Here is a 23,753-nt window from a genome sequence, read left to right as displayed (position 1 = left end):
GATGCTGTTCGACATCCGCACCATCGTGGCCGCGCTGCTCGGCAGTTACGGGATCATCCTGGTGATCACCGGGCTGGTCCACGACACCGCCGCCGAGGAGGCCAAGACCGGCGGCATCAACGTCAATCTGTGGGCCGGTCTGGGCATGGCGGCGTTCGCGCTGCTGTTCCTGGCCTGGGTGCTGCTGCGCCCGGTCGCGCCGACCAGCACGGAAGCCACCGTGGCGCGGCGCGATTCGACGCCAGGGTCCGACGATTCGACACCGGCCTGAGGGCGGGCCACACACGACGACGCCGCGGCGGGTGCCGCGGCGTCGTCGTGTGCAGACCGGGAACTCACCGCTGATCCGGGCGCGGGATGTCACCGCGCCAGGCGCCGGTCTCGTGTCCCTGGCTCTCGATGAACTCCTTGAAGCGCTGCATGTCTCCGTGCACGCGGTGCTTCAGCACGCCGAGCTTGTCCGCGGCGTTCTCCACGAATCCCTCCGGGTCGACGTCGATCTGGGCGGTCACCCGGGTGTGGGTGTCGTCGAGCCGGTGGAAGGTGATCACGCCCGCGTGGTTGGGTCCGCTGTCGGACTTCCACGCCACGCGCTCGTCGGGATGCTGCTCGGTGATGGTCGCGTCGAACTCCCGCGTCGACGGACCCACGTGGATCCGCCAGTGGGTGTGCCGGTCGTCGAGCTGCTGCACGGCCTCCACACCCTCCATGAACTGCGGGAACGACTCGAACTGCGTCCACTGGTTGTAGGCGGTGCGGACGGGGACCTCCACGTCCACGGTGGCGGCCATCGTGCTCATACGAACCCCTTTCCTCGACTTCAGGTCACGTCTTCCGGCTACCCGGGTCGGTGGCCGACAAACGGCGGTCAGTTCATCAGGCCGGTGTGTTGCCGTCCGGCGGTGCGGCGCGGCAGCAGGACGCCGAGGGCGACCATGCCCACACCGAGACCGAAGTGCAGCCAGTTGTCGGCGTTGTTGACCGGGATGAAGTTGGCGTCGCTGTGCTCGTCGATCACCAGCCCGTACAGCCACAGCACCAGGTAGATGACGCCGCCGCCGACGAGGAACGCGGTGGCCGAACTCGCGGCGCGCGCGGCGAGCAGGCCGAGCACGCCGAAGGCCAGGTGGACGAGGTTGTGCAGGATCGAGACGTCGAACAGGCCGAGCAGCTGTGCTTCGGAGTGGTGGCCCGCCCATTCCAGGGTGTCGTAGTTCGTGGTGACCCCGGGGATGAATCCCAGGATGCCGACCAGCAGGAATACCGCGCCCACCACGGCGGCGGCGATGCGGACCGGGGACCACTGATTCGTTCGGGTGGTGGAGTCGAAGGTTGCCATGACAGGTGCCTTTCCGACGGGGTGTCGAGTACTCCGCGGCGTACCCGTGACCGTCGGGGACAAACCACACCGGCGAAGGGGCGCCCCGGTCCGCGGTCCGTGCTACTTCGCGGCCGGTGTGAAGGGCTGGTTGACGGTGGTGAAGTACTGCACCGCCGCGGCGACCGCGACCGGGGCGGTGACCAGGATCTGCCCGGCGAGGGTGCCCAGCGCGCCGACCGCGATGATCCCGCCGAGACAGCCGACGGCCGCCGCCGGGATGAAGGGACCGAACAGGCCGACGATGGTGGCCGCGGCGACGGTGGCGCCCACGATGCCGCCCAACACGCAGCCCACGGCCCCGCCGCCGAGGCCGCCGACCAGCGTGCCGACGGTCGCGCCCATGCTGATCGTGCTGGTCATGCGGGACCAGGCGGCCTGTTCCCGGTCGTATTCGCTCTTCCACGGCGCCTTGTCCTCGAACGGGAGGGCGACGGGGGTGTAGACCGCCTCGGCGGGATCGAGTTGCGGGGTGAGGGTGGCGCGGTTGCCGTCGATGTCGGCGGCGATGGGGAAGGTGAAGTCGTCGAGGACGAAGCTCAGCGGGGTGGCGGCGACGACGCGGCCGTCGGCGGTGGTGACCTGGAGCTGGTTGTCGTGCACGCGCAGGGTGCCTGCGTCGATCTCGATGATCGAGGCGGTGTCGGTGGCGTGCGCGGTGAAGCTGATGGGCTGCGCGTCGGCGGGTGCGGCGGTGGCGGTGTTCACGGCGAGACCGACCGCGGTGAGCACGGTGGCGGCGACGGCGGTGAGACGGTGGAGCTTCATGGTGAATCGAATCCTTCGATGGTTCTCGGGTGGCGGCCGGTTGCGGGGCCGCGACTAGGCAGCGGTCCGGTCGGTGTCGACCGGACCGCCGGGGGATGAGAGGGTCAGGCGGCTCGCCGCACGCGGTGCCGGAGGCCGACCAGGGCGTCGACGACCAGGAAGCCGAGCAGGCTCACGCCGACCAGCGGCACGAACCAGCCGACCAGCACGGCCGCCGCGAGCAGCGGCACCACCAGCCACGGCCGGGACGCGCGCAGTGCGCCGCGGCGGGGCGCCCGGCCCAGCGGAATCCGCGCCGCGCCGCGGGTCGGCCTGCGCTGCCACCACATGCGGTAGCCGAGCACGATGACCACGACGAGGCCGACCATCGCGGCGAGCAGCAGCAGCTGGTTGGCCAGGCCGAACATCAGGCCCATGTGGAACTGGATGCCCCAGTTGGTCAGCTTGGCCATCAGCGGCCAGTCCGCGTAGGGGAGACGGTCGGTGATGGCGCCGGTCGCGCCGTCGACGGCCACCGCGTCGACGGTGTAGATGCCGGGCATACGCCGTTCCTTGACGGTGTATGCCTGTTCCGGCCCCGCCGGCACGGTGATCTCGACCGCCTGCGCGATCCCGGCGGCCCGCGCGGCCAGCTGGGCGCGTTCGATATCGCCCCCGCGGCCGGCGGACGCGCCGGCGGGCGGCGTCGCGCCACCGCCGTGGTGGTGATCGCCACCGTGATCGGACGCCGGTGCGGCCCCGGACAATTCGGTGCTCACCGCCGGGGTGGTCCAGCTCAGCTGGGCACGCAGGTCGCCGATGTTGGCGCCCGCGTAGGCCGACCAGGTCATGCCGGTCACCGACAGCAGCAGCACCAGCGGCAGCAGCCACATGCCGAGCGCGCCGTGCCAGTTCATGCCGCGCAACCGCCCGGGCCGCGAGCGATCGGGAGCGAGCAGCCACGCCGGGGAGTTCCTGGCCCGCCGCTGGCGGACCCGGCGCCACCACAGCACCAGCCCGGCCAGCGCCACGATCCACAGCCACGAGGCCGCCAGCTCGCTGTAGAGCCTGCCGAACTCGCCCAGGTGCAGGTCACGGTGCAGGTGGTCGATCCAGGTGCGCAGCGGCAGCGCGCCGGAACTGCCGTACACCACCGCGTCGCCGACCGCCCGCGCGGTGTACGGGTCGACGAACACTGCCCGGCGCTCGGACTCCCCGAGCGTGGGATCGGCGAACAGCACCCGGGTGGTGTCGGTCGGGCCCGGCGCCGGTGCCACGGCCACCAGGGCCAGGTCGGGCCGGACGGCGGTGGCGGCCTCGACCTGCTCGGCCAGCGGACGCGCGGTCCCGGTGGCGTCGACGGTCAGCAGGTCGCGCGAGACGACCTGTTCGAGGGTGGGCGCGATCGCGTAGAGCGCGCCGGTGACGGCGGCGATCAGGATGAACGGCGCCACGAAGACGCCCGCGTAGAAGTGCAGCCGCATGGCCAGGGCCGGCAAGCCGCCGCGGGCGGTAGGGGCGGTGCCGGGACCGGGCGGCCCGGCCTCGCGGCGGGACTCGGACCCGGCGCTGTCGGCCGGGGACGCCGCGGCGTCGGGGGCGAGAGATTCTGTTGTGCTCACGGTCTTCTCGTTCTCGAAGGAGGAACCCGGGGTCGTCGGGGCGCGGCGGATCCGGAGGGATCGGGCGCCCGATGCGGCAGCACCGGCCTGTTCGGATGCGGCGGCATCCATCGACTCCGATGCGGCGGCGTCCGCCCGTTCGAAGGCGGGCGCGGACGCGTCCATGACACGTCGGCCACGACCGGCACGGCGTCACGCGACCGGGGCTGAGTCGTGCCGAGTCAGGGCCGTGTCGGAGCTGGGCGGTGCCGGATCTGGGCGGTGTCGATCAGGACGGGCCTGGATTAGGACTGTGCCGATCAGGACCCGCCCCGGATCAGAACTGTGCCGATCAGGACGGCCCTGGATCAGGACCGTGCCGATCAGGACGATCCCGGATCAGGACGGTGCCGAAGCAGGACCGCGCCGGATCAGGACCGCGCCGAATCAGGACGGTGCCGGATCAGGTCATGCCGAATCAGGCGGTGCGCCGAGGCGACGACGACGCGCGACCGGAACCGGTCGCGCACCGGGTGGGAAAGGGATCAGGTGAAGACCGGACGCGGCGGTGCGCGGGTCCGCAACGCCCGCGCGGCGAACACCCGCAGGACCAGGCGCTCGCGGTAGCGCGTGCGAAGCGGCGCGTCGTCGTCGAGGACCGGCGGGGACGGCCGCCGGGGCAGCACGCGGGCCAGCACCGCGGTGCCGATACGGTAGGCGGCCTCCGCGCCCCGGATCACGATCGCGGCGGCGACGGCGGCCACGAGGTGCGCGAGCAGCATGCGCCAGCTCAGTTGCGGGTCACCGTGGTGGAGGTGCCCCGAGGCGGCGCCGAGGGTGAGGTGGCCGAGCAGCTGCCCGGCGACCAACGCGGCGACCAGACCGGCCGCGGTGTCGCGCAGCGGCGCCAGCCCGGCGACGAGCGCACCCACCACCGCGGCCGCGCCCGTCAGCAGCGCCAGCGTCGTGCTGTCGGGCGCCGCGCCCGCCGACGCCCAGCCATGCGCGGCGATCGAGACCGTGGCCGAGATCGCACCGGCCGAGCCACCGCGCAGTCGCGCGACGGCGCCGCCGCGAGCGGCCGACCGGTCGATCCTGGAGTTCACCGGGCGATGATAGCCAGCGGGCGCCCTTACTCCGGCACCGGCATCTCGGCCAACGGTTTACGCAGCAGTTTGCCGGTGGCGTTGCGTGGCAGTTCGTCGAGGAAGATCACCTCGCGCGGCACCTTGTAGCGGGCCAGGTTCGCCTTCACGTAGTCCTTGATCTCCTGCGGGTCGCGCGCCGAGCCGGGGCCGGGCACCACGAACGCGCGCAGCCGCTTGCCGAACTCGCGGTCGTCGACGCCGACGACCGCGGCTTCGAAGACGTCGTCCCGGCCCGCGATGAGGTTCTCCACCTCGAGCGGGAAGACGTTCTCACCACCGGAGACGATCATGTCGTCGTCGCGGCCGTCGATGTAGAGCAGGCCGTGCTCGTCGAAGTGCCCGACATCGCCGCTGGACATCATGCCGTTCACCATCTCCTTGGTGCGGCCGTCGGTGTAGCCGGAGAAGGCGAAACCGTTGTCCACGAAGATGGTTCCGGTGACGTGCGGCGCGGTGATCGGCTTGCGGTCCTCGTCCAGCAGCGCGATCCGGATACCGACCGGCGGCTTGCCCGCGGTGGTCGGGGCGATGCGCAGCTCCTGCGGGGTGGCCACCGTCATCACCGCGCACTCGGTGGAGCCGTAGAGGTTGTAGAGGCTGTCGTTGAAGCGGTCCAGCGTGCGGGTCACCACGTCCGGCGGGATCGCCGACCCGGCGGCGAAGATCACCTTCAGGCTGCGCACGTCGTAGCGGTCGAGCACCTCGTCGCCGAGGTCGAGGATGCGTTGCAGCATGGTCGGCACCACCACGAGCGCGTCGGCCCGGTATTCGGCGATGTTGGCCAGCGTCCGTTCCGGGTCGAAGCGGCGTTGCTGGAACACCACCCGGTTGCCCAGCGCCAGACCGATCGTGAACTGCGACAGGCCGGTGCCGTGGAAGATCGGCGCGGCCATGATCATGGTTCCGTTGCGCGGCAACGGAACCCGGTCGATGAACTGGGCGGAGGCGAACGGGCTCACCCGGTCCCGCGGCGCGCCCTTCGGGGTGCCGGTGGTGCCGCTGGTGAGGATGACCATCCCGCCCGGCTTGGCCGGCGTCGGCAGCGGCGCGGTGGACTGCCCGGCCGCCAGTGAGTCCAGGGTCGGGGTGGCCGGATCCACCGCGTCGGTGGCATCGACCCAGGTGAGAATGCGCGGCACGCTGTCGGGCACCGCGGACATCAGGTCGACGAACTCGCTGTCGTGCAGCACCGCCTTGACCTTTTCCCGCACCGCGACGGCCGCCAGCTGGGGCGCGGCGAAGCCGGTGTTCATCAGCACCGCCCGCACCCCGAGTTTGCCGGTGGCCAGCAGGCTCAGCACCATGCCGCGATGGTCGCGGGCGAGCACCGCCACCACGTCGCCGGGCCGGATGCCCTGGGCGGCAAGGCCCCTGGCGAAGGCGTTGGATTGCTCGTCGAGCGCGCCGAAGGTCAGTTCACCGCGTTCGTCGACGATGGCGGCCGCGTGCGGGCGGGTCTGCGCGGCGTGCATGACGACACCGGCGAACGGGCCGAACTTCACCACGTTGAACGCCGAGCGCAACGCGTGATCCAGGCGCAGCGGGTTGAACAGCCGCCGCCGGACCATGACGTTGACGCCGAGCGCGAGATCGCCTGCCTTGCGGACCGAACCGCCGAGGGACACAGTCATACCCAACCTTCCGCGGCCGCCCGGCGCAGGCCCGGACCGCCTCGTCGACATCCAGTGCTGCCTACCGTAGCAAGCATCTGTTACTCCGAGTGTCGTCTACCGCACCGCGGGTGTTCCGGCATTGTGAGAGGTCACGGCAGTGGCGGCGGCCGGGTTGTGAATCCCGGTTGTCCGGTCGGCCACGCGGGTGGCCGACCGGGGCGAGGCTCAGGCCTTGACGTCGTAGTCCACCAGCACCCGCCGCAGCAGCTTGCCGGTGGCGTTGCGCGGCAGGTCGTCGAGGAAGACGACCTCGCGCGGCACCTTGTACCGGGCCAGGTTGTTCTTGACGTAGGCCTTGATCTCCTCGGCGTCGGGCTGCTTGCCCGGCTCGGGAACGACGAAGGCGCGCAGCCGCTTGCCGAATTCCACGTCGTCCACGCCGACCACGGCGGCGTCGAAGATGTCGTCGTGCTCGAGCAGCAGGTTCTCCACCTCCTGCGGGTAGACGTTCTCGCCGCCGGAGACGATCATGTCGTCGTCGCGGCCGTCGACCATGAGCAGGCCGTGCTCCTCGAAGTGGCCGACGTCGCCGCTGGACATGTAGCCGTCGATGATCTGCTTGTGCCTGCCGTCGGTGTAGCCCTCGAACGGCGCGCCGCTGCGCACGAAGATGCGGCCGGTGACGTTCTTCTCGTGGATCTGCTTGTCGTTGTCGTCGTAGAGCCGCACATCGCAGGTGATCGGCGGCCGGCCGACGGTGCCCGGCGCGACGGCGAGTTCCTCCGGCTTGGCGATGGTGGCGATGGCGACCTCGGTGGAGCCGTAGAGGTTGTAGACCACCGGGCCGAACACCTCGGCGGCCCGGATCGACAGTTCCGGCGAGAGCGCCGACCCGGCGAGCACGATCGACTCCAGCGAGGAGAGGTCGTACTTGGCACGCACCTCCTCGGGCAGCTCGACCATGCGGTGCAGCATGGTCGGCACGGCCACCAGCATGTTCGCCTTGTGGTCGGCGATCATCTTCAGCGTGGCCTCGGCGTCGAAGCGGCGCCGCATCACGATCTTGTTCGACAGCACGGTGCCCACCAGCCAGGTGCCCAGGCCGGTGCTGTGGAAGATCGGCGAGACGATCACCATGGTGCCGAACCGGCGGAACGGCATGCGATCGACGAACTGCGCGGTCGCGAACGGCGAGACCTTGGTGCGCGGCGCCCCCTTCGGCAGGCCGGTGGTACCGCTGGTGAGAATGATGAAGCCGCCCGGCTTGCTGGGCGCAGGCAGCGGCTCGGTGGAGTTCGCCGCGATCAGATCGTCGAAGGTCTGGGTGCCGGCGGGCACCTCGGTGCCCTCGTCCACCCAGGTGAGGTAGCGCGGCAGCTCCGAGGGCAGCGCGTCGAGCAGGCCGAGGAACTCGCTGTCGTGCAGCACCGCCTGCACCTTCTCGCGAGCGCACACCTCGGCGAACTGCGGCTTGGCGAAGCCGGTGTTCATCAGCGCGATCCGTACGCCGAGCTTGCCCGCGGCCACCTTCGCCATGATCAGGCCGCGGTGGTCGCGCGCCAGCGCGGCGATGACCATGCCCTCGGTGATGCCCGCCGCCTGCAGGCCGCGCGCGACGGCGGTGGACTGCTCGTCCAATTCCTTGTAGGTGAGCTCGCCGCGCTCGTCGACCAGCGCGGGATGGTCGGGCGCGACCCGGGCCGAGTGGCGGACCAGCGCCGCATGCGGGCCGTACTGACGGGTCTCGCGCATGTTGCGCAGTGTTTCTCCGGGATCGGAGAGGTCGACGACCCCGCTGGAGCGCAGCACTCCCAACGCCTTGATGGTTTCCAGCGCATGCGCCAGGTTCACCACGAACACCTCCACTGAACCGTCGCGTCGGCACTCGACCTAGCGATCTCGAACGGGCATGTGCTGGCTACCGTAGCAGTCCAGGGTGTGCGAGGTCACACCTTGAACCCGACAAAGCGGACGCGGCCGGAGCCGCCCGCACCGGACGGCCGTCCACACCCCGGGGTATGGACGGCCGTACTCGCGCGGATCAGTTGTAGAGCGCGCCCAGCGACGGGAAGTTGATGGTGCCCCGCAGGTATTGGAAGCCGTCGGGATGGGCCTCGCTGACCGGCACCGACCACCGGTGCCACAGCGTGCCGTAGACGGCGGCGACGATCATGCCCGGCCCGGGATCGAAGGCCCGCGACCGGATGGTGGTGTCGACCGGAACGTCGTTGTGCTCGATGAGCAGTTCGGTGCCGCTGCGCCCGTTGGACAGGTTGACCCAGACCGCCTCCAGCTTGGCGCCGGCCTGATTCGGCGCGATCATGCCCGGACCGCCGAAGAAGCCGAGCCGGAACCCGTCGATGCCGAGCGCGATGCCCGAGCCGTACATGCCGGGCCCGTCACCGCGGCCGATGTCGGACTGGGCGGGGATCTGGAACACCTGGGCGGGCAGCGCGACGTCGCCGGCCGCGGCGACCGCGTCCGGCTCGGCCAGCAGCCGGTCCACCGCCGCCTCCGCCGCCGGATTGCCCGTGGCGGCGGCACGCAACTGCCGCAACGCCTCCGGCACGTCCAGGGTCGCGGATGCGGGCGCGCCCGGCGCCGGGTCCGCCTCCGCGGCGGCCGGACCGGCGAACACCGCGACGGCCACGGCCGTCGCGACGACGGCGGTGAGATGACGGGTGAGCTTTCCTCGACGCATGAACCACTCTCCTCGCGAGTCGTTGGTGGAGCGGGATCGAGCGCTGTGCGTTGCGGCGCCGGAAACTCCTCGGCGCACGCACGTCCCGTCACCCGGTGGACGGGCTCGGGATGCCCCGACGATAACAAGTTCTGTTCGGAAACGCCCCGGTTCGCCGTCGAATCGGCAACGCGTCGACATCCCGGAGTCGCGCTGTGCCCGGGTACGCGGCGGCGCGGGCGGATCGGCACGATGTGCTTGTCTGTCCGGTGTGATCTCCAGAATTGTGCGCATCGGCGCCGACCTGCTCGGCGCGGCCGCGACACTGGCGGGCGTCGCGGGCATCGCGCTGCACTTCGGCCAGTGGTCGGCCCAGCTGCCGGTGCTCGCGGCCTCGGCCGCGCCGTATCTGATGGGGTCGGCGGTGATCGGCGCCGTGGCGTTCCTGTCCGTGCGGCGTTGGAGCGGTGCGGCGGTGTCCACGGTCGTCCTGATCGCGGGCGTGGCCGTGCAGGCGCCGCTGTACTTCTCGGCCCCCGGCTCCGCCGACGGCCCCGTGGTGCGGATGATGCAGGCCAACCTGCTGTTCGACGGCACCGACCCGCGGACCTTCGTCGATCAGGTGCGCGCGCACGACATCGACGTGCTCACCGTCAACGAACTCACGCCGGCCGCCGTGGCGGGACTCGCGGCCGCGGGAATCGACGAGCTGCTCCCGCACCGGTACCTCGCCCCCGGTCGAACCGCGAGCGGCACCGGGATCTGGAGCCGCCACCCGCTGTCCGACACCGTCGAATACGACGGCTACGTGCTGAACCAACTGTCGGCGACGGCGCAGATCCCCGGCGCGGGCCCGGTCTCGGTCTACGCGGTCCACCCCGTGCCGCCGATCTACGACACCGGGGTCTGGGCCGACGAATTGGCCCGCCTGCGCACGATCGTCGAGAACGCGCCCGCCGACCGCCCCGCCCTGGTCGGCGGCGACTTCAACGCCACCCACGACCACCGGCAATTCCGCGACTACCTGACCGGCCGCTTCGCCGACGCCGCCGACCAAGCGGGCGCCGGACACCTGGCCACCTACCCGACCGACAAATGGTGGCCCGCCGTCGTCGGCATCGACCACATCCTCGTCGCGGGCGGCACGGCGCTCACCGTCGAAGCCCTCGACCTACCCGGCTCCGACCACCGCGCCCTCGTCGCCGAGATCCGCCTCGACCCGCGCTGAGGCGGAAACGACGAACCGGTGCGAGCCCACCCGACCCGCACCGGTCCCTTTGCTGTGCTTACTACTTCAGCCCGGCCTACTTCAGTTCGGCGCTGGTCAGCCCGAGCACGCGGCGGGCGACGATCAGCTGCTGGATCTGCTGGGTGCCTTCGAAAATGTCGAGGATCTTGCGGGTGGTGTCGGGCGACCTGGTGGTTGCGTGCAGAAAGCACATCTGATCTCGGCATATTCGTCTCGTTACTTCTCGGCGGAACTGGGTCGTTCCGAGTGTGTGACGGCCTGGAGACGGACTGGCTGGCGTTGGGTGTCATGGCCATTGTTGCTGAGAGCGGCGTCAGAGATCCGCTTACGCCGTAGCCTCCGAGGCATGGCGAATGATGAGGCACCTGCCAGCTTGGAAGAGATCTCGCGAAGATTCGATGAGATGCGGGCGCGTGAGCGTGAGGCGTTCATTCCTAGCGGGTCCATGGAAGCGCAAGCTTGGAAGGTCATGGGTGCATGGCAGGCTTTGATCGAGGAAGTTCGATTCATGCGCTTTCAGGACAACGGCCACGAGAGGGCTGAGGAGGTTGTTCATCCGAACGCCGACCAGATGCCAAAGATGCTGCGTCGTCTAGCTCGCGTGCGCGGTGTGCGGTGGCCGTCCGACGCCGTTTCTCGGATATGCCTTGAGACCAGGGAGCTGCGAAACGATCTCTCCCATATGGTCTACATAGACACGGTTTCGGGTGCTGAGCCCGACCGCACAATGTCGTTCTGGCGGGTCGGTGAGATGACCTTCCGTGATGAGGTGTGGTCCCAGCAGGGGCGCTATCGAATCGAGGTAACTGAGCAGCAGTTGTCGGATGCGATCGAAGGTGTGCACTGGATCATCATGTGCTGTCGCATGCTGAGCTACCTCGGCGACATCTTCAGGGAGTTCAGCATGTCCGATGATCACCCGCTGGCAAAGCACATCGTGCGGGAACTCCCGTGGTGGTTCGAAGAGTGGGGCGATCCCGCGACAGCAGTTCTCTCCGTGGGCCAGGTGCGGGGTCGAGTGTGAGCAGTCCGCGTCTCCCATCCGTCGGGTCACCGGAGGTTGGCCCTGTTGTGGGGTGGTTTGCACCCAGAGGGGGGCTGGCTGTGCCTGCCCCTTATCGGCCTGCCTTTCGCGCGTAGAGGCTCCGGGGTCAAGGGTGGCGGTAGCCATCACGGAGTGACGCCGTAGGCGCTCTTGACGCTGGAGGGGCGCGTGAACACAATGCAGGCCACCACACAGCAGGGCCACGCGGCCGGAGGTCGCGCAGGGAATCCGCCAGCCATCACGGAGTGACGCCGTAGGCGCTCTTGATGCCCGCTGGTGGCGTGACAGCCCTCGGATCAGTCAGACCACCACGGCCGGTGAGGAACTGGTGATCGGCGAGCCCTGTCGGCCGATGCGGTGACCTCGCTCGTGCAATTCGGGGACCTCGGCGGGACCACAGCCGGTGGACCGGGCAGAGTGCCGGCCGATTCGTGCTCGGCTGCGGGAGGTAAGTCGGGTACGGCTCCCGGCGTGCCCAGCACTGCTTCGGTTGATGCAGAAGTGACCAGACAGGAACTGTGTGCGCCCCGGCGGCCGAGTGTCGCCGACGCGCTCGACGCGCCGCGAGCGACGCCCCATCAGCCGCGCTGCGCGTCGCAGCGCGGCGGCGGCGCGAAGCGCCGCCGGGGCGCTCTTGATCCTGTATGGCGAAATTCGGCAGTTAAACGCTCGTCGGATGTGGTCGATACGGTGGTGGCATGGCTGTGGACCTCGTTGGCTGGGCAGCGGAGACTGCTCGTGCGCACCTGTCCGTGTTGCCGCGCCGGCTGCGGCATGTGGAGGGCGTAGCGAGTCGTGCAGCGCTAGCTGGGCCGGTGGTCGACGATGCAGAGCTGTTAGTGGCGGCCGGGTGGCTGCATGACATCGGCTACGCGCCCGTGCTGGTGCGAACGGGGTTCCATCCGATCGATGGGGCGGTGTTCCTCGAGTCGATCGGGGCATCGAAACGGCTATGTGCCCTGGTGGCGAACCATTCGTGCGCCTGTATCGAGGCGCGCAATCGCGAACTGAGCATCGACTGGAAAGACGAACAGACGCCGCTGAGGGACGCGCTGTGGTGGGCGGACCTCACGACTACCGCAGACGGGAAGACGACCACACTGGATGATCGACTGGCCGATATCTATCGCCGTTACGGGGCGGACCATGTGGTGGGACGGTCGGTCCGTGAGTCCGAGCCGATCATCCGTGAGGTGGTGCGCCGCACTGAGGACCGGCTCAGTTTCAAGTGAAGTAGGTCCGCCCGGACGCTTGAAGGCATTGGTCGATCCTCTGGCGCATCGACGGGTGTATCCGGAGGTCGCCGAGTTCGTCGGGAGCCACCCACTCGACGGCTTTCGACTCCGAACTTGCGCGGGCGGTCCCACCGATCGGTTCGGCGGCGAAGCAGATCGAAAACTCTTGGCGGACTTCGCCGTCATCGTAGGCGATCACGTGGCCAGGGTCGGAGAAAATGCCGATCACATCAGTCGGATGGACGTCGATGCCGGTTTCCTCGGCGACTTCCCGGATGACCGCTCCAGCGACGGTTTCGCCTACCTCCATGCCGCCGCCTGGGAGGGAGAAGAAATTGTTGTCGGTGCGGTGGATCATCAGGATTCGCCCGGCTTTGTCTTGGACGAACGCGCTGACGGCCACCTTGAGGCTGTTTGCCCGCGGTGCGGTGGGATCGTTCAGGTAGTCGGTCCTCATGCGGCTCCTCCTTCGATCGCGGCCTTGGGCACCGCCTGTGACCAGACCTGTTCGAAACTGGTCAGGTAGGTGTCGAACAAGTCGCCGCCGGCCAAACGCCGCAAGTGCATCGCGGGGGCATAGGCGCCGGGCTGGCCGTAGACGTGCATGTTCACGATCATCTCGTCATCGAACCGGAACACCGAGTTGTACAGGGTGGTGTCGTGGTAACGCAGCTCCACGCCATCGATGTTGGCCAATGGCTCGATCAGCGCCAGGGCGTTTCTGATCCGCGCCGATACGGTGCCCGCGGCCAAGCGCTCTTCGATGCTGCGCTTCACAACCTCGTCGGCTGCCGGGTTGCCGAACAGGAACCGGATCGATGTGCCTGCCGCTGCCTTCTGGCGGATCAGTTTTGCGAACGAGGGATCTTCGGCGATGAAGAGTCCGGCCAGCACCAAGACTTCGATCCGATCGTTGGCGTTGGAGAGCAGGCGAAGCCACAAGTCGCTCGGCACCGAGTGGCGGTGCGGGTAGACCTTCACCACTTCTGACTCGGCAATCGCCTCGCGCCGTTCGGGTGCGATGGCATCAGGCCACAAGTAGCGCTCGGTTTCCTTCACCAGTGCGGCGACCGCGTGCCGGTGACGGGGGTAGGGAACGCGTCCCTTCGTGATCCAGCGTTCGACGGTTTTCTGGTCGACGCCGGTCACTTCGGCAACGTGGCTGATGTCGAGCCCGTTCTTCAGCAGCGCTTCACGCAGTCGCTCGTTCGCCATCTCGTCTCCCACCGAATTGGGACTACTAGGGACGTCTTCACGTTACCTCGGACGTCCCTAGATGTCCACGTATGTGGTCCTGACGACGCCTGGATTACCGGAAAGTACTGGTTGTCAAGCAATTCGGCCTACTTCAAGGAGTGATTGAGATGGCGTTGAAGGATGTGTGGTTCACCCCTGATTTCCACGAGGCGTTCCCGAAGGGTCTGTTCCTGCTGGGTGAGATCGAGCCGGTGATCGAGTTCAACAAGGACCGGAACGCGCCGAAGATTCAGAAGCAGGAGCTCGACGCGGACGGTAACGGCACCGGTCGCAGGCTGTGGAAGGGTACCGTCACCGACCCGGACGCGCCGAACGCGAAGTCCGCCAGCTATGACGTGATTTTCGCGTCCCCGCACCAGCCGGTTCCCGCGGTCGCGGAGATCGTGCCGGGCATGACCCCGATCGAGCTGGAGGGCTTGGAGATCAAGCCCAAGATCCAGGGCTCGGGTGAGTTCAAGTCGATCGGGTGGATGATCCGGGCGACGGGCATCAAGGGTGACACCTCCGGTGCCAAGCAGGCGCCGGCCGATCCGGGCGCGGGGCGTCCGTCGTCGGGTAAGGCGGCGTGATGCGGGCGGCGGGCCAGGCGGCGGGGATGCGTTATGCGCGTTGGTTCGCCGCGGCGATCATCCTGGGGGTGGGGGTGGCGGCGTTTCGGCTGTCGTATTCCACCCTGGAGGACTTGGCGGTCCTGGCGCACATTCCCGCCCGGGACGCCTGGCTGTTCCCGCTGATCGTGGACGGCACGATCCTGCTGGCCACTGCCGGGGTGCTGGTGTGCCCCGGCCGTGAGCGCCGGTTCTTCCTGTCGGTGTTGGTGGTCGGCTCGGCGGTTTCGGTGGCGGGTAACAGTTTGCACGCGGTGGCCAACGGTCAGCCGCTCCCGGCGTGGGCGTCGGCTCTGGTGGCCGCGATCGCTCCGGTGTCCCTGCTGGCCGACACGCACGGGCTTGCGCTCCTTTTCCGTGCAGCGCAACGGAATTCGTCTGACGAGGGATCGTCGTTCGCTGCTCCGGCTCCGGCCGAGCCGCCCGCCGAGCCTGAGGCTGAGGCTGAGGCTGCGCCGGTGATGGCTGTGGTTCCCGAGCCCGAGCCCGAGCCTGAGCCGGAGCGGGAACCGGTGCCTGCGTCGGTGGAGGTTCCGCGTCCGGTGGCTGCGCCGGTCAAACGACCTGTTCGTTCTTCGCGACCGGTGCAGGACATGTTGCCGATCGCACTTCCTATCGGGAGTTGAAATGTCGACTGTTGCAACGATTGCTGCTGCTGGCGGTGCGCTGGCTGGTGCGGGCTGGCTGGCCTGGATGCGCCACCTCGGTGCCGGTCCGCGTCCGCTGAGTGTGGATGACATCGTGGCTGCTGCCCCGCCGGAGCTGCGGCCGGCGGCCCTGATTCTGGCCGACCGCGCCCAGACCAATCTCATGTTCTCGGCGTTGGGCTTGGGCTCGGTTGAGGGCGGATTTCCGTTCGTGGACCGCTGGGACTACGCCGATCACGGCGTCGTTGTCGACGTGATGATGCTGGGGGGTCAGTCGTTCTCGGACTGGTCCAACGACGAGGTGTTGAGCCAGTTCGCCACCTATTTCTCGGTGCCCGAGGTGACAGTGTCGTCCCCGGCTCCGAGTTGGGTTCGTCTTCACGTCAAGACCTTCGACACCTTGGCGGCCCCGGCAACGGCGCCGGGCGCGGTCCACAGCGTGGTGGACCTGGAGGCGGTCCCGGTGGGTGTGACCGAGACCCATGACGTGTGGCGTCTGCGGGTGCTCTACGGTCACATCCTGCTTGCGGGTGCGACGGGTTCGGGTAAGGGCTCGGTGCTGTGGTCGATCCTGGCCGGTGTCGGCCCGGCGATCCGCGACGGCCTGGTGGATGTGTGGATGGCCGACCCCAAGGGCGGCGTGGAGTTCGGGCGCGGCGAAGGCCGGCTGTTCGTGCGGTTCGCCACCGACACCGAGTCCATCCTGGCGATGCTGCGCGAAGCGGTGGAAGTCCTGCAAGAGCGTCTGGCGCACATGCGCGCCCACGGCATCCGCAAGCACCGCCCGACTCCCGAGCAGCCGCTGGTGCTGATCATCGTGGACGAGGCGGCTTCGCTGTCGGCCTACGCCGAGCGCGACGAACAGGCCGAGTTCCGCCGCCTCACCGGGCTGATCCTGTCGCAGGGCCGCGCGGCCGCCGTCTCGATGATCGCCGCGTTGCAGGACCCGTCGAAGGAAACCATGCCGGTCAGGCAGCTTTTCCCGATCCGGATCGGGCTGCGGCTGGATGAGCCGACGCAGGTGGCGATGGTCCACGGCCAGGGCGCCCGTGATCGCGGGGCACGCTGCGACAAGATCAGCGAGCAGACCCCGGGTGTCGGCTACGTGGGCGAAGACGGCAGCACCGATTTCCTGCGAGTGCGAGCGTTCTGGGTCTCGGATGAGGCCGCCGACGCGATCGTGGACGCCTACTCGCCTGCCCCCGAAATCACCGGCCCCACTGAGGATTACAGCGGGTTCGATCCGGACTACATCCCGGGCGAGGACGGGGCGGCGGCATGAAGCGCGGCTTCCAGACCGAATCTCACGTGGTCGTCTACTGCGATGTCTGCGGTGACGTCTACACCGAACGGGACGGGGCGTTGACCTGCTTCGCCACCACGAGTGAGGCCATCGGCTACCTGACCCGCCGCGCCGGTCTCGGCTGGGTTTATGACGGTGACCGCGTGATCTGTGACGCCTGCCTGGCCACTCGCGAGTGCCAGGACCACGGCCACGACTTCCCGGCCCGCTGGACCACGACCGTGTGGCCGCTGGGCGAGATGACCCATACCCGCGCCTGCACCCGCTGCGGCGTCCCCGAAAACGAAACCGAGGTTCTGTGATGAGCAACCACCGTTCGACTGACATCGACGCCACCGTGATCGACCTCGCGGCCCGCCGCCGCTGCCGGTGGGAAGCCCGCGGCCTGGACCCGGCTGCGGTCGCGGTCCGGCTCCTGGTCGAGACCGGCACGGCCCCGGCCTGGACCCCTGATGGTTTCGACTACGACGACGACGGTGACGGCGGGTGGGCGGCATGACCCGCAAGCCGCAACCCGCTGCGCCACAGGTCAATCCGATCGTGCGCGCTGCCGCTGAGAAGGTCACACGGACCAAGCGGCGCACGCCGACCGACCTGCACGCCCCGTGCCCCGACCAGCTGACCCTTTTCGACCCGAAGGACCTGCGATGACCACCAACACGAGCACCCGCAATCCCGAGCGTGATCCGATGGATGTGCTCGGCCTGGCCGTGATCAACATCGTCTCCGGCCTGCTCACCGCTGCGTTCTTGGCCTTGTGGTGGGCGGTGCTGTTCCCGATGGTCTCGCTCCCGATCGTGGCGGCGGTCGCGGCCGGCGTGTTCGTGCACCCGTGGGCGGGTGTGGGTGTGGCTGGTGGGGCTGTCGCGGGGATGGTGCTGTGGAGGGCGAAGCACCCGCCCACCTTCGAGCGCTGGCTCACCGCCCGCGCCCGCGCCCGGGCCCTGGCATGGGGCCGCTACCGGCGTCGGTGGGTGGCTCTGATGACTGCTTGCAATCTGGTGGTGCGTGAGGGTGAGCGGGTGATGGTGCCGCGCTGGCTGGAAGTGTGGATCGGTGACGCCGATGACCTCGTGCTGGTGCGGATGCTGCCGGGCCAGTGCCCCGAGGACTTCGAAAACCGCGCCGACCGCTTGGCGCACGCTTTCGGTGCCGACGAATGCCGGGTGCGCGTGGACGGCCCCGGCGTGCTGGAGCTCAATTTCCGCTACGGCGATGCCTTGGCCGACCCGGTGGACCTGCCCCACATCGACGGCGGACTCGGCTGGACCAAGGACGCAGCATGACCACCACCGAGGTTCCGCCCCGCCTGACCGCCGCCCAACGCCGCGCCCTGCCCGACTTCACCGACGTCGCGCAGGCCACCGCCGAGAAGTTCGGCGTCTGCACGCGCCCGGTGACCATGAGGGCTTTCGACCCGATGACCGGGCAGACGACTTACCTGGCGGCGCCGTGCAAGTCGACCATTGCCAGCGTGTGCAAGCCGTGCGCGGACCGGGCTCGCTGGCTGCGCATGACCCAGTGCCGGGAGGGCTGGCACGCCGACACCGAGCCCGTCGATGAGACGCGCGAGCCCTCCGAGCAGCAGACCGAACTATTGGCGGCTCGTGCTGATGCGGTGGCCGACTATGGGCAGGCACGCGAGGACGGCGACACCGAGCTTGCCGACGCCCTGGCCGACGTGGTAGCCGAAATCGACTGCGAGATACGGGAACTCGGTTTCCGTGGCCCTCTGCCGCCGCTGGAGGTGAAGTCTCGGGCTCGGCGGGTGCGGTCGACCAAGCGCCGTCAGGACGTGCCCAACCTGCCCCGCAAGCGCGTCGAGCGGCGCACGGTCGGCCAGGTGATCGGCGGCTATCGGTCCTCGATGATGGTCACCCTCACTATGCCGTCATACGGGGCGATCAACCGCGACGGCGCAGTGGACAGCGAGGGCAAGCCGTGCTCGGACGGCTCACCCCGCAACCCCGACACCTACGACTACGCCCGCGCCGCCCGCGACATCGTGTTCTTCTCCAAGCTGGTCGACCGCTGGATTCAGAATTTGCGCCGCTGCGTCGGCTATGACGTGCAGTACTTCGCCACTGTGGAGCCGCAGAAGCGCGGGGCTCCGCACCTGCACCTTCTGTTGCGGGGCGCGATCTCCCGCGAAATCCTGCGCATGGTCACTGCGGCGACCTACCACCAGGTGTGGTGGCCGCACTTCGACCCCGAGCACGAGGTGTATTCCGGTGATCGGCTCCCGGTCTGGGATCACCGGCTCATGACCTTCGTGGACCCGGATACCCGCCGGCCGTTGACGGGCTGGGATGAGGCCCTGGACATCCTCGACAGCGTGGACGACCTCGACCCCGCCTACGTCGCGCGGTTCGGCGAGCGCATGGACCCCGGCCACATGCGCGGGTTCATTCCCGGGGAGAAGGCTGATCGGGCGATCGGCTACGTGACCAAGTACCTCACCAAGTCGATCAGCGAAGTACTGGACACGACCTCGGCCCGCACGGCCGCGCACTACGACCGTCTGCACGCCGAACTCCAGCACACCCCGTGCTCGCCGCGCTGCCCGGTCTGGCTGCGCTACGGCATCGTGCCCAAGGGCGCCAGCGACAAAACGATCCCCGGCCGCTGCAAGGGCAAAGCGCACCGCCGTGACACCCTCGGCCTGCCCGGCCGCCGAGTGCTGGTCTCCCGCCGCTGGTCCGGGAAGACGCTGCCCGACCACAAGGCCGACCGCGCGGAGTTTGTTCGGCAGTTGCTGGCTCAAGTGGGTATCAGCAAGCCCGATACCTCGCACTGGATCGTGCGCCCGGTCGAGCCCGGCGACCAGTCCGCGCCACCTCGAGATCACCTGATCATGTCCGCCATCGCCCAACGCACAGCCTGGCGAGCGGAATACACACGCGCCCTGCTGGCGACGGGACCATCAGCGGCACAACGAAGTTCGGCAATCGCGGTAGCAGCGTAGGAGGGGTTGGGATGGAGTTGCCAGAGAATCGTCTATGGACGGTGGAGGAAGCAGCCTATTTCCTCAATGTGCCGGTGAAAACGTTGTATCAGTGGAAGTGGCTGGGGGAGGGGCCGCCGGTCCGAAAGATCGGGCGGCACCTGCGGTACAGCCCGGCGGCAGTTCGGGCATGGGCTGAGCCGGAAGCGCGGGCGGCCTGATGGGACACGTCGAAGATCGGTGGCAAAGGCCGAAGCGGGATGAGGATGGTAAACCCGTCCTGAACGGCCGGGGTAAGCCAGTGATGGAACGTACCGAACTGTACGGCCGTGGGATGCGGTACCGGGTGCGCTACATCGATCCGGCCGGGGTGGAGCGGTCGAAGTCGTTTCCGGATCGGCAACGCAAGCGCGCGGATGACTTCCTGATCGAGGTCGAGTCGGACAAGCGCGAAGGCAAGTATGTCGATCCGCGTGCGTCCAAGAAGACGTTTCGGCAACAGGCTGAGAGCTGGGTTCGTGCTCAGTCCTCCGACCCGGCCACTCGTGAAGCGTTGCGTAGTCGGCTCGAATCGCGCATCTATCCGGTGTTTGGTGATCTCCCGGTGGGCCGTATCGCGGTATCGACCATTCGAGACTGGGTGAGCGCGCTTGAAGAGCGGAAGTATGCCGACAACTACAAGGCTGTGTTGTTCGACATCGTGGCCGGCGTGTTGGAGACGGCTGTGGACGATCGTCTAATTCGGGAGAATCCCTGTCGGGCGAAAACGATTCGGCGGCCGGTTCGCCGCAGTCCCAAGGTCCAGGTTTGGCCTGATGAGCGCGTTGCGTTGGTTCGTCGCGGTGTGGCCGTCGTTGGTGATCGGTATTCGGTTGTGGTGCCGGTCGGTGTCGGACTGGGACTTCGGCAAGGTGAGTTGCTTGGATTATCTCCCGACGATATCGATCGAGAGGCGATGACCGTCCACGTGCGACGTCAGGTGAAGTACGTCAAGGGCACGTTGATGTTTGCTCTTCCGAAGCGCGAAAAGACCAGGTACGTACCGCTTTCGCGGAGTCTGCTCGATGTGATCGACGGCCATTTGGAGCGGTTCCCGGCTCACGCGGTCACTCTGCCTTGGGGTTCGGCAACCGGCGAGGCGGTGACGGTCCGCCTGCTGATCGTGAAGGCTGATGGTTTGGCGTTGAGCGGTGACCTGTTCAGCAAGACCGTTTGGCAACCCGCGTTCGGTAAGGCGGGGCTGGTCTACAGGAATCGGGCCGATGGCATGCATGCGATGCGGCATCTGTACGCATCCAAATTGCTCGGTCGCGGGGTGAGCGTCAAGGAGTTGGCCGAGTACCTCGGTCATGATGATCCGGGGTTCACGCTCCGGGTGTATACCCACCTGCTTCCGTCCAGCCACGAGCGGGCGCGTCAGGCCGTAGACGACGCCGCCGGCATATGGGAGCTTCCTCCCGACGACGGCCTACAGGCGGCCTGAGAGCTGATGCGGGTGTTAGGCGCTCTCGCTGGAAACGTGAAACCGGTCCGGGCTACTGCGGTGGCTCGGACCGGTTTCACGTGTCTGACCTGGCTACTTCAGTTCGGCGCTGGTCAGCCCGAGCACGCGGCGGGCGACGATCAGCTGCTGGATCTGCTGGGTGCCTTCGAAGATGTCGAGGATCTTCGAGTCGCGGCCCCACTTCTCGAGCAGGGTGTGCTCGGAGTAGCCGAGGGTGCCGGCGAGTTCGACGGCCTTGAGGGTCACGTCGGTGCCGGTGCGGCCCGCCTTGGCCTTGGACATCGAGGCTTCCAGCGAGTTCGGCTTCTTGTTGTCGGCCATCCACGCCGCGCGCAGCGCGAGCAGGTAGGCGGCCTCGTAATCGGCCTCCATGCGCAGGAATTCGGCGGCCGCGGCGTGCTGGTTCATCGCCGGGGTGTCGTAGGAGACCTCGATGCCCGCGGCGTCGAGCAGGCGTCGCAGTTCCTCGAGGGCGGCGCGGGCCACGCCCACCGCCATCGCGGCGACCAGCGGGCGGGTGTTGTCGAAGGTCTGCATGACCCCCGCGAAACCCTTCTCCACGTTGATCTCCGGGCTGCCCAGGATGTTGTCGGCCGGGATGCGGCAGTCCTGCAGCAGCAGCACGGCGGTGTCGGAGGCGCGGATGCCGAGCTTGTGCTCGAGCCGGGCCACCGACAGGCCGGGAGCGTCGCGGGGCACCACGAACGACTTGATCGCCGCGCGCCCGAGGCTCTTGTCCAGCGTCGCCCACACCACGATGTGGGTGGCGCGCTGGCCCGCGGTGACGAAGATCTTCTCGCCGTTGAGCACCCACTCGTCGCCGTCGCGCACCGCGGTGGTGCTCACGGCCGCGGAGTCGGAGCCGAAGGAGGGTTCGGTGATGGCCATCGCGGCCCACACCTTGCCGAAGCGCTTCAGCTGCTCGTCGGTGGCGACCGCGGCGATGGCGGCGTTGCCCAGGCCCTGGTAGGGGATGGACAGCATCAGGCCGACGTCACCCCAGGAGGTCTCCAGGGCGTTCAGCAGCGCGGACATGTTGCCGCCGTTGCTGTTGCCGAGCAGTTCGGTGGCGTGCTCGTCGTCGGAGCGGCCGCCGCTGGCGCCGCTGATCTTCTGGGTGCCCGAGTCGGCCAGGCCCTCCACCATGGCGGCCATGGTGTCCAGTTCGACCGGGTATTCGTGTTCGGCCAGGTCGTACTTGCGCGAGATCGGGCGGAAGATCTGCGCCGCGACCTGATGGGCCTGGTTGGCGCTGGCCCGCAGCTTCTTGGGGAGTTCGAGATTGATCATGGAAGGGGTCTCCTGAAGAAAGAAACGAGCCGGGTCAGATGAGGACGACGCCCTCGGCGACGCCGATCGCCCGCAGATCGCGGTACCAGCGCTCGACCGGGTGTTCCTTGGTGAAGCCGTGGCCGCCGAGCAGCTGCACGCCGTCCAGGCCGATCTGCATGCCCTTGTCGGTGGCGAGCTTGCGGGCCAGCGCGGCCTCGCGGCCGAAGGAGCGGCCCTGCTCGGCGCGGGCGGCGCCGCGCATCGTCACCAGGCGGATGCCGTCGAGTTCGATGGCGATGTTGGCGACCATGAACGCCACCGCCTGCCGGTGCGAGATCGGCTCGCCGAACGCTTCGCGCTCGTTGACGTAGGGGATCACGTAGTCCAGCACGGCCTGACCGGTGCCGACGGCCAGCGAGGCCCAGCCGAGGCGGGCCAGCCGGACGGCGTCGGCGTATTCCTCGGCGCGCGCGGCCGGGTCGCTGTCGCCCAGCACGGCCTCGGTGGAGACGGCCACGTTGTTCAGGATCAGCCTGCCGATGCCCGCCGCGCGCAGACCCATGCTCGGGTCGGCCTCCACGACCAGGCCCTGCGCGTCGGACTCGACGATGAACAGCGCGGGGCGGCCGTCGAGTTCGGCGGCGACCAGGAACAGTTCGGCGTCGGCGGCCGCGGGCACCAGGCTCTTGACGCCGTTGAGGCGGTAGCCGCTGGGGGAGCGGGTGGCCTTGGTCTGCAGCGCGAACGGGTCGAACAGCGGGCGCGGCTCGGCGATCACCACGGAGGCCTGCGGCACGTTCTCCCCGGCGAAGGCGGGCAGGTAGGTGCGCTGCTGGGCGTCGGTGCCCCACTGCGCGAGCGCGACCGCGACACCGCTGGGGGCAAGGATCGGCAGCGCCAGGCCCATGTCACCGTGCGCGAGGGCCTCGGCGACCAGCGAGTTGGTCACCGCGCCGCGCTCGGTGGCCACACCGTCGAGCTCCTCGGGCACGTTGATGACGGTGATGCCCAGTTCGGCGGCGCGGGCGACCAGGTCGGCGGGGGCCTTGGCCTCGGCGTCGGCGCCTGCCGCGGCGGGCCGCAGGATCTCGGCGGCGAACTCCTTGACCGTCTCGACGATCATCTGCTGATCGTCGGTGGGGGTGAGGTCGAACAGGTCCTTGTTCTTGGATTCGTTGTCCGGCAGCCGCTTCGGCGCCCCGTTGCCCGCCACCTTGTTGAAGGCCCTGGTCGCCGCGCCGAGGGTGCGGAAGCCGGTCTTGGTGCCTTCGTAGGTGACGCGCTCGATGGGCTTGCGCAGGTTGTACTTCTCGACGAGGTCGGAGCCGGTGATCGTCGTCATGACCCGCATGGCCGCGCCCATCCAGTCCCGCTTGGGCTGGTTCAGGCCGACGGCGGAGTCGTCGCTGCGTCCGGCGGCGGGACGTCGCTTCGTCGCGCTGTCTCGAGTGCTCATCATCACCTGGTTTCTGCTGGGGTGGGGTGAGGTCAGGTCGTCGCTATCTTACTCCTGAGTAAGACC

General features: G+C 68.6%; 27 protein-coding genes. 14 read left to right on the top strand and 13 right to left on the bottom strand.

Annotation, left to right across the window (positions count from 1 at the left end; all coding sequences use genetic code 11):
* Position 1: 1 nt before the first annotated feature.
* Positions 2–271, top strand: a complete 270-nt coding sequence (locus tag CRM89_RS15960) for a hypothetical protein (RefSeq protein ID WP_060594655.1) — start codon at positions 2–4, stop codon at positions 269–271.
* Between the two features lie 64 nt (positions 272–335).
* Here CRM89_RS15960 and CRM89_RS15955 read toward each other — a convergent pair whose 3' ends face one another.
* The 8 genes from CRM89_RS15955 to CRM89_RS15920 form a co-directional block, all read right to left on the bottom strand.
* On the bottom strand, positions 336–800 hold the full coding sequence (locus tag CRM89_RS15955; RefSeq protein WP_011211037.1) for an SRPBCC family protein: 465 nt from the start codon (positions 798–800) through the stop codon (positions 336–338).
* 68 nt (positions 801–868) lie between these two features.
* Positions 869–1,339, bottom strand: coding sequence for a DUF4383 domain-containing protein (locus CRM89_RS15950; RefSeq protein ID WP_011211036.1), 471 nt, complete (start codon positions 1,337–1,339; stop codon positions 869–871).
* Between the two features lie 102 nt (positions 1,340–1,441).
* Complete coding sequence (locus tag CRM89_RS15945) at positions 1,442–2,146, bottom strand: hypothetical protein (protein WP_098084760.1); 705 nt, start codon at positions 2,144–2,146, stop codon at positions 1,442–1,444.
* A gap of 104 nt (positions 2,147–2,250) precedes the next feature.
* Positions 2,251–3,747, bottom strand: a complete 1,497-nt coding sequence (locus tag CRM89_RS15940; RefSeq protein ID WP_098087015.1) for a PepSY domain-containing protein — start codon at positions 3,745–3,747, stop codon at positions 2,251–2,253.
* Between the two features lie 524 nt (positions 3,748–4,271).
* A complete protein-coding gene (locus CRM89_RS15935) occupies positions 4,272–4,832 on the bottom strand; it encodes a hypothetical protein (protein WP_098084757.1) in 561 nt (186 codons plus the stop codon).
* 26 nt (positions 4,833–4,858) lie between these two features.
* Entirely contained in the window at positions 4,859–6,505 is a 1,647-nt protein-coding gene (locus CRM89_RS15930) for an acyl-CoA synthetase (protein ID WP_098084754.1), read from the bottom strand.
* A 207-nt stretch (positions 6,506–6,712) separates the two neighbouring features.
* A complete protein-coding gene (locus tag CRM89_RS15925) occupies positions 6,713–8,338 on the bottom strand; it encodes an acyl-CoA synthetase (protein ID WP_172964521.1) in 1,626 nt (541 codons plus the stop codon).
* 190 nt (positions 8,339–8,528) lie between these two features.
* Positions 8,529–9,188: a hypothetical protein gene (locus CRM89_RS15920; RefSeq protein WP_098084752.1), complete on the bottom strand. Its 660-nt coding sequence runs from the start codon at positions 9,186–9,188 to the stop codon at positions 8,529–8,531.
* A 250-nt stretch (positions 9,189–9,438) separates the two neighbouring features.
* Here CRM89_RS15920 and CRM89_RS15915 point away from each other — a divergent pair, with 250 nt between their 5' ends.
* Positions 9,439–10,395 carry an endonuclease/exonuclease/phosphatase family protein gene (locus tag CRM89_RS15915; RefSeq protein ID WP_229434774.1) on the top strand — a complete coding sequence of 319 codons (957 nt, stop codon included), beginning with the start codon at positions 9,439–9,441 and terminating at the stop codon, positions 10,393–10,395.
* Between the two features lie 76 nt (positions 10,396–10,471).
* On the opposite strand, the gene CRM89_RS30995 is transcribed toward CRM89_RS15915, so the two are convergent.
* The gene (locus CRM89_RS30995; RefSeq protein WP_172964410.1) at positions 10,472–10,609 is read right to left on the bottom strand and encodes a hypothetical protein; all 138 of its coding nucleotides are present in this window, start codon (positions 10,607–10,609) and stop codon (positions 10,472–10,474) included.
* Positions 10,610–10,762: 153 nt separating this feature from the next.
* Between CRM89_RS30995 and CRM89_RS15910 the strand changes: the two genes are divergently transcribed.
* Positions 10,763–11,440 carry a hypothetical protein gene (locus CRM89_RS15910; protein WP_127516230.1) on the top strand — a complete coding sequence of 226 codons (678 nt, stop codon included), beginning with the start codon at positions 10,763–10,765 and terminating at the stop codon, positions 11,438–11,440.
* Positions 11,441–12,159: 719 nt separating this feature from the next.
* A complete protein-coding gene (locus tag CRM89_RS15905) occupies positions 12,160–12,693 on the top strand; it encodes an HD domain-containing protein (RefSeq protein ID WP_076574116.1) in 534 nt (177 codons plus the stop codon).
* On the opposite strand, the gene CRM89_RS15900 is transcribed toward CRM89_RS15905, so the two are convergent.
* Entirely contained in the window at positions 12,686–13,153 is a 468-nt protein-coding gene (locus CRM89_RS15900; protein WP_060592658.1) for an NUDIX hydrolase, read from the bottom strand. The genes CRM89_RS15905 and CRM89_RS15900 overlap by 8 nt on opposite strands.
* Positions 13,150–13,911 (bottom strand): DUF5919 domain-containing protein, encoded by a 762-nt coding sequence (locus tag CRM89_RS15895; protein ID WP_060592657.1) that lies wholly within the window; start codon positions 13,909–13,911, stop codon positions 13,150–13,152. The genes CRM89_RS15900 and CRM89_RS15895 overlap by 4 nt, the downstream gene beginning before the upstream one ends.
* Positions 13,912–14,060: 149 nt before the next feature.
* Between CRM89_RS15895 and CRM89_RS15890 the strand changes: the two genes are divergently transcribed.
* The 10 genes from CRM89_RS15890 (at position 14,061) to CRM89_RS15850 (ending at position 20,938) form a co-directional block, all read left to right on the top strand.
* Positions 14,061–14,522: a hypothetical protein gene (locus CRM89_RS15890; protein ID WP_098084743.1), complete on the top strand. Its 462-nt coding sequence runs from the start codon at positions 14,061–14,063 to the stop codon at positions 14,520–14,522.
* On the top strand, positions 14,522–15,187 hold the full coding sequence (locus tag CRM89_RS15885; protein ID WP_228822039.1) for a DUF2637 domain-containing protein: 666 nt from the start codon (positions 14,522–14,524) through the stop codon (positions 15,185–15,187). Before CRM89_RS15890 ends, CRM89_RS15885 begins: the two co-directional genes overlap by 1 nt.
* A 1-nt stretch (position 15,188) precedes the next feature.
* Positions 15,189–16,490, top strand: a complete 1,302-nt coding sequence (locus tag CRM89_RS15880; protein ID WP_098084740.1) for an FtsK/SpoIIIE domain-containing protein — start codon at positions 15,189–15,191, stop codon at positions 16,488–16,490.
* Entirely contained in the window at positions 16,487–16,813 is a 327-nt protein-coding gene (locus CRM89_RS15875) for a hypothetical protein (RefSeq protein WP_098084737.1), read from the top strand. The genes CRM89_RS15880 and CRM89_RS15875 overlap by 4 nt, the downstream gene beginning before the upstream one ends.
* Entirely contained in the window at positions 16,813–17,010 is a 198-nt protein-coding gene (locus tag CRM89_RS15870) for a hypothetical protein (protein WP_098084734.1), read from the top strand. Before CRM89_RS15875 ends, CRM89_RS15870 begins: the two co-directional genes overlap by 1 nt.
* Entirely contained in the window at positions 17,007–17,162 is a 156-nt protein-coding gene (locus CRM89_RS30990; RefSeq protein WP_172964520.1) for a hypothetical protein, read from the top strand. Before CRM89_RS15870 ends, CRM89_RS30990 begins: the two co-directional genes overlap by 4 nt.
* Positions 17,159–17,797: a hypothetical protein gene (locus tag CRM89_RS15865; protein ID WP_098084731.1), complete on the top strand. Its 639-nt coding sequence runs from the start codon at positions 17,159–17,161 to the stop codon at positions 17,795–17,797. The genes CRM89_RS30990 and CRM89_RS15865 overlap by 4 nt, the downstream gene beginning before the upstream one ends.
* Entirely contained in the window at positions 17,794–19,476 is a 1,683-nt protein-coding gene (locus tag CRM89_RS15860; protein ID WP_098084728.1) for a replication initiator, read from the top strand. Before CRM89_RS15865 ends, CRM89_RS15860 begins: the two co-directional genes overlap by 4 nt.
* Positions 19,477–19,487: 11 nt before the next feature.
* On the top strand, positions 19,488–19,676 hold the full coding sequence (locus CRM89_RS15855; RefSeq protein WP_098084725.1) for an AlpA family transcriptional regulator: 189 nt from the start codon (positions 19,488–19,490) through the stop codon (positions 19,674–19,676).
* 83 nt (positions 19,677–19,759) lie between these two features.
* On the top strand, positions 19,760–20,938 hold the full coding sequence (locus tag CRM89_RS15850; protein ID WP_228822040.1) for a site-specific integrase: 1,179 nt from the start codon (positions 19,760–19,762) through the stop codon (positions 20,936–20,938).
* A 93-nt stretch (positions 20,939–21,031) separates the two neighbouring features.
* Here the strand turns inward: CRM89_RS15850 and CRM89_RS15845 are convergent, their stop codons facing one another.
* Together CRM89_RS15845 and CRM89_RS15840 are read right to left on the bottom strand one after the other, a co-directional pair.
* Complete coding sequence (locus CRM89_RS15845) at positions 21,032–22,249, bottom strand: acyl-CoA dehydrogenase family protein (protein ID WP_060594662.1); 1,218 nt, start codon at positions 22,247–22,249, stop codon at positions 21,032–21,034.
* A gap of 34 nt (positions 22,250–22,283) precedes the next feature.
* Positions 22,284–23,693 carry an acyl-CoA dehydrogenase family protein gene (locus tag CRM89_RS15840; protein ID WP_172964519.1) on the bottom strand — a complete coding sequence of 470 codons (1,410 nt, stop codon included), beginning with the start codon at positions 23,691–23,693 and terminating at the stop codon, positions 22,284–22,286.
* Positions 23,694–23,753: the final 60 nt, after the last annotated feature.

It is taken from the genome of Nocardia sp. FDAARGOS_372 (genome assembly GCF_002554515.1).
In the GTDB taxonomy this organism is placed as follows: Bacteria; Actinomycetota; Actinomycetes; order Mycobacteriales; family Mycobacteriaceae; genus Nocardia; species Nocardia farcinica.
Note: the sequence above shows the minus strand (reverse complement) of the source record. Positions and strands in the feature narration are given on the sequence as shown.